The organism is Anaerosporobacter sp., assembly GCF_965301125.1.
In genome coordinates this window covers 29821-34522 of record NZ_CBDLAM010000019.1, presented here as the reverse complement: position 1 = coordinate 34522, position 4702 = coordinate 29821, and the positions used below count along the sequence as shown (strand labels likewise).

Genomic DNA, 4702 nt, shown 5'->3' with positions numbered 1-4702 from the left:
ACTATATACTATCGAAAAATGCAATGTCAATATAAGGAAATGGTAATATTTAATACTGATATAATTCGCCTTATTTTGATGTTATTATTTGAAATCAAGACAAAGCTATGTTAAGATATTACTATCAAATCAATAATGGAGGTAGGATATGAAATTTACATTTGCACATAATAATTTTAATGTTTTAGATCTTGATAAATCTCTTGCGTTTTATAAAGAAGCGTTGGGACTTATAGAAACAAGAAGACATGAAGCATCTGATGGAAGTTTCGCACTTGTATATCTTGGAGATGAAACTACGCCACATCTATTAGAGCTTACATGGTTAAAAGAATGGGACCGTCCATATAACTTAGGAGATAACGAATTCCATTTGGCTTTCCAAGTTGATGATTATGAGTCAGCTTTGAAGAAACACAAGGAAATGGATTGCGTATGTTTTGAAAATCCAGGTATGGGAATATATTTTATCAGTGACCCAGATGGGTATTGGTTAGAAATTGTTCCATCTAAATAAAATGATGGTAGCTAGGCTGACATAAGTAAGAGACTTATTGTCAACCTATGCTTTATAGAAATGAGGAAATATTATGGATGCATACAATACGTTTCATGAAACATTAGTTGGTTTGTTTAATGATATAATGGAATTAGAACAAAAAGCTATTATAACGGATCGATTTAAGAATATTACAAATAATGATATGCATATCATAGAAGCAATTGGAGACAGGGCGGCTAAGAATATGTCTTCTGTAGCTAAAGCATTGAAAGTAACAGTTGGGACGTTAACAATTGCAATTAATAACCTTGTTAAGAAGGGCTACGTGTATCGAACTCGTAGTGAAAAGGATAAACGTGTTGTTTTGATATCACTAAGCGACCTAGGTAAAGAGGCATTTGATCATCATAAGAAGTTTCATGAAGAAATGATTGAAGCTATGTTGGAAGGATTAGATGAAGAAGAAACGAATACTTTAGTAAAAGCATTGATGAATTTAAATCAGTTCTTCAAAAGTTACCAGTGTGATAAATAGCAATTTGGAGGTACAATGAAAGAGAAATATACACTTACCGCATCGCAGGAGGATTATCTTAAGCAGATATATCTACTGGGACGAGAGCAACAAGAGGTAAGAGTAACGGATGTAGCAAGATATTTAGGTTTATCTAAACCTAGTGTAAACCGTGCAATTAATACGCTAAAAGAAGGGGAATTTATTGTACATGAACATTATGGGACAGTTAAGCTAACTCCAAAAGGTGAAAAAGCAGCGAATAATATCTATGAATCATACAAGGTGATTCGTAAATTTCTTATAGAAGTCTTAGAAGTTGACGCAGAAACTGCACATCTCGAAGCCGATTTAATGGAACATAATATAAGTAAGTCGACTAAGAAGAGATGGAAAAAGTACTTGAAGAAGGAACGAAAGAGTAAGAATAAGTAGGAGGAATCGGGATGTATGCTAAAAAACTGAGAACGTTTTTATTATGTATCCTTTTAATGAATTCTCTTATCTTTTCACAGGTTATCACTGCAGCAACAACAAAGAATCGTGATGAATTTACTAAGGAACTATATAATGCGGTTACCAAGCGAGAAAGTAAAGTAAGCATAACTTATACAGGAAATGATGGTTCCAAAGTATTCGATGAATTTGATGATTTGCTAGCAGATGTTTACCAGATAGACGATGAGAATACATCAAGTGATGCAGATTATATACATGGTTTATTTAAGTCTTATACATTGTCTTCTAATGGAAGGCATTTCAATATAAAATTTGAATACTATGAAACATTAAAACAAACCCAAGCTGTTGACGCCAAGATTGAGAAGATACTTAAATCCCTTGGCGTAAGTAATATGTCGGCATATGGGAAAGTGAAGGCAATTCACGATTATATAATTAATAATGTAGAATATGACACAGATTTAAAAAATTTCAGTGCTTATGATGGATTAATTAATAATAGTACCGTATGTAACGGCTATGCACTTTTATTCTATAAGATGGTAACAGAAGCAGGTGTACCTTGTAAGATTATTACTGGTACTGCCGAGTCGGGTGGAGTGGAGACACAACATGCATGGAATATAGTTAAGTTAAAGAAAAAGTGGTATTTTGTCGATCCGACATGGGATGACCCAATCGGAGGAACCAAAGTCTATTATGATTATTTCTTAAAGGGTAGTAATACTTTTGATAAAGATCATACAGCAGCAGATCAATTCTCTACGAAAGAAGTACGGAAGAAGTATCCGATAGCAGAGAATAATTACAAAGTAACATCATCTGATATTAAGATGTTATCGAAATTGTCCTTGAAAGTAAACAAGAGTAAGAAAATTACGCTACCAATTCCAGAAAAGGCAAGCGTACAATGGAAAAGTAGTAATAAGAAGATAGCCACGGCATCAAAGACTGGTAAAATAACTGCTAAAGCAAAGGGAAAAGCAACATTAACAGCTACAGTTACTATGCCTGATAAAACAGTTAAAAAACTAACTACGAAAGTTACAGTAACAAAATAAAAGATTAACAGGGTGCCAAGAAGGATTAGTCCTTATATGGCACCCTGTTTTTATGTACATCTAAAACAAAAAGTTAGTTTAATTCAGATACAAGTTTTTTTAATGATTCTAGAGCGTCTTCAGGAAGTTTGTCATAACCGTTTTTGTGAGTGTTTCTAGATTCAACAAAGTCAACACGTTCTTGCATACGCGCTTTTAAGAGATCTGTATATGATTTATCGCTCAAATCAGGAATGAAACCTTCTAGTTCCATGATTTCAATATCAGAGAAATTACCCCATTGTTTGAAGGTAGCAGTACCTTCTACGATCGCTTCAAGAATTCCTAAAGTATCCTTAGGTTGAACCTTCTTGCCCATGAAATCTCCAGTGTTAACGATATAGCAATCCACGTTTCTATCACCAACTAATTTTTTGAATTTTTCATAATCATTAACAAGTGGGTAAGTTCTAAAAGGGTTAGCATAAGGAACTACTACCAATGCGTTTGGATCTGCTCCAGGGGCAAGTCGTTCTGCAGAGGATCTCTTAGTAGCTAAAGTAGCACCCATTACTGATGCTAAGGAAGCACCTTTTACCTTGATTACTGGTGGAAGGGTAGGATCTTTCATAATCCAAATGATTGCGTTAACAGGAGCTTCAATCTTATCAACGCGGTTTGGAGACCACAATTTAGATTTAATAGCACGTCCGTTACCATTTCTGATATCCTCAGTTACTAATTGAATCTTTCCTTCTGAGTCTAGAGTTGCAGAACAGTTTTGTGCTGATAATAGATATTTATTGTCTGGGCATCCTGTTGGATAATCTGCAGTTTTATCAAAATATGTAGGTTCTAAAGCGATAGAGGAACAAGTATCTGTGTTGATGATAAATGCATCGTCATGTAATACGGTGATAGGATATTTTCCGCCATGTTTTGCATGTGTAAGAGTTGATTTACCAGAGCCTGATAAGCCAAACACAGAAGCAACGTATTTTGAACCATCAGCTAAAGAATATTCTTTTTGTCCACCATGGCAAGAAGCATAACCGTTTCTGTTTGCGATAGCCCAAGCCATTGTTAGTGTACCTTTTTTATGTTCACCAAAATATCTCATACCTAAGATAGCAGCACAGTTTTGTTCTGTGTTGAAGTAGCAAAGACACTTAGGATCACTTAAGCAAGTAAGATCTACATTCGGACGATCAACTGGAACCCATTGAGGGTCAGAGAAGATATAGATATCGGCTTCTTTTCCATCACCGATTGGTTTCGAATTCTTGTACATCTTTACATATTCATCTGACATGTATTGGAAGTTTAACATCCAGTTGTACATGATATTTTCTTCGCCTTCTGGAATAAGAAGATGGGCTTTCACCATAAATTCTTCGTCAAGTCCAACAAATACTTCAGCATGGTACATTGTTTTCCAGCGGGTTTCATAAATTGCATCCATTATTACTCTATCAAGTTTTGCACAATCAACACCTGGTTCACCAGCAACACGACGAGCTGTAGCGTAACGTCCAGTCACTGCACCATCATTGAATAAAAGAACTTTAGCATCTTTTTCAAGACCGAACTCTTCACCTCTATATACAGGCATATCAGTAACAACAGTTCCTGGAGAGTTTTTAGCTAATTCATAAGCTTCCTTCAATGTGTTTACTTTTACTACGTTGTTTCCATAGAAGGCGGCTTCGATGATTGAACGAGTTGTTGCAAAACCGACTTTTCCTGCCCCAATTTCTTCGATTGGATAATAAGATTTCGTTGACATGAGAATTTCCTCCTATACTATAAGGTATTGTTAGTTATATTATAAATTAGCTAGAACGATACATGCTAAACCATGCATGATTAATGTCTTGCTAAATTTATGCTACACAATTTTTTATGAGACCTCTTTATGAGATCATAACTAAAAGTGATAATAACATTCTACAATGTATAACTATAAGAGATATGTACTATTTTAAAACAATGCAAGTTAAAATATTGCTAAAAATATTAAATAAAATAGAGTTATACTTTAATTATAGTTTTTTGTGTCATAAATGTCAATAAATCAAATATTTTTCATGAAAATTTATTGAATTTGTTATATTCTAAAATTATAATTTACAAAAAGCACTCAAATTTGTTAACAATAGTTTCAATTATTACGAATACTATTAT

At 34.0% G+C, this 4702-nt stretch carries 5 protein-coding genes; 4 read left to right on the top strand and 1 reads right to left on the bottom strand.

The window, feature by feature from the left end:
- Nucleotides 1-148: 148 nt before the first annotated feature.
- From ACW2QF_RS03630 to ACW2QF_RS03615, 4 genes are all read left to right on the top strand, one after another.
- Nucleotides 149-517, top strand: coding sequence for a VOC family protein (locus ACW2QF_RS03630; protein ID WP_455714634.1), 369 nt, complete (start codon nt 149-151; stop codon nt 515-517).
- 73 nt (nt 518-590) lie between these two features.
- The gene (locus ACW2QF_RS03625; protein WP_455714633.1) at nt 591-1037 is read left to right on the top strand and encodes a MarR family winged helix-turn-helix transcriptional regulator; all 447 of its coding nucleotides are present in this window, start codon (nt 591-593) and stop codon (nt 1035-1037) included.
- A gap of 15 nt (nt 1038-1052) precedes the next feature.
- The gene (locus ACW2QF_RS03620; protein WP_455714632.1) at nt 1053-1451 is read left to right on the top strand and encodes a metal-dependent transcriptional regulator; all 399 of its coding nucleotides are present in this window, start codon (nt 1053-1055) and stop codon (nt 1449-1451) included.
- Between the two features lie 11 nt (nt 1452-1462).
- Complete coding sequence (locus ACW2QF_RS03615) at nt 1463-2539, top strand: transglutaminase domain-containing protein (RefSeq protein ID WP_455714631.1); 1077 nt, start codon at nt 1463-1465, stop codon at nt 2537-2539.
- A 73-nt stretch (nt 2540-2612) separates the two neighbouring features.
- On the opposite strand, the gene ACW2QF_RS03610 is transcribed toward ACW2QF_RS03615, so the two are convergent.
- Nucleotides 2613-4304: a phosphoenolpyruvate carboxykinase (ATP) gene (locus ACW2QF_RS03610; protein ID WP_455714630.1), complete on the bottom strand. Its 1692-nt coding sequence runs from the start codon at nt 4302-4304 to the stop codon at nt 2613-2615.
- Nucleotides 4305-4702: the final 398 nt, after the last annotated feature.